The sequence below is a fragment of the Acuticoccus kandeliae genome, assembly GCF_003073115.1.
Map to the genome: position 1 here is coordinate 1 of NZ_QBBV01000013.1, position 895 is coordinate 895.

2 protein-coding genes are annotated in these 895 nt (G+C 44.0%); both read right to left on the reverse strand.

What is annotated here, in order from left to right:
- Positions 1 to 340: 340 nt before the first annotated feature.
- Positions 341 to 607 carry a hypothetical protein gene (locus tag DBV35_RS29030; RefSeq protein WP_001024536.1) on the reverse strand — a complete coding sequence of 89 codons (267 nt, stop codon included), beginning with the start codon at positions 605 to 607 and terminating at the stop codon, positions 341 to 343.
- Positions 608 to 610: 3 nt separating this feature from the next.
- The coding region (locus DBV35_RS29035; RefSeq protein ID WP_077125738.1) for a protein rep at positions 611 to 895 on the reverse strand (285 nt) is incomplete at its 5' end.

The window sequence follows — 895 nt, forward strand, 5'->3', positions numbered from 1 at the left end:
ATTAACTCTCGGAGATGGCATCATGCTTTTAACGGACTTTAAAAAACGGTGAACGGATGCGGATTTTAATCCGTGTCTGTGAGGCGTTGAGCAACGAGCAAAGCGAGGCGGTAGAAAGAGAGCCAGCGGCAGGCTCAGGACGATAATCCGGGGAAAATGTACCACTCGCAGAGTGTTAACATTTGACATCGGATTGTCTATCCTGCATTGGTGTCGAGTTGGCAAGGCTGAGGATAATGCTGAGGATAATGCTGAGGATAATGCAGGATAGACAGAGCACTAGAGATTGCATGCAATCTCGTACCTATCACCTCAGCCTGCCGCTGGCTCTTTTCCAGAACTAAGAATGCGTTCTTAAAAATCCAAACTTGATACCGTTTAAATCTATTTTCACAAAAAGAGTTTTTACCCTCTCGTTTGTTTTCTGAATATATAAAATTAATTCATCCTCAAAACCTTCGTGCGGATGAAAACCAAATGTGCCAAAACTTAATCCATCAATAAGCAAAATAAGGTTTTTAAACCTGTCAGGAATCACCGCTTCACTTCTTAAAAAAAATAAACCAATAGTCTTATTTCCATTCAGGTATTCAATATTAATATTCATACGTTAATCCGATTTATCCTTCTCAGGGGCGCGTTTGTAACGCCGTTTACCTGAATCCCAGACAAACGCCGTCCGCTTCCCGTCATCAGTGCCATCCCCTACATCGTCGGCAATGACAAGATCCTCATTGGTTTCTCGATCCAACTGGAGGACGTTTTTTAGCGCCCCACCGGTCGAGATAAAACGGCGCTTGTGAAGCTGCCGCGTCAGCTCAAGAAACCACTCAGGATCGTTTGCCATATCTTCCGGTTTAACGGAGTATTTCAGCGTTTCAGCAACCGCGCTTTG

Bases quoted from the DNA above. Each gene is read 5' to 3' on its own strand.
- DBV35_RS29030 (WP_001024536.1), bottom strand. From the start codon at position 607: ATGAATATTAATATTGAATACCTGAATGGAAATAAGACTATTGGTTTA.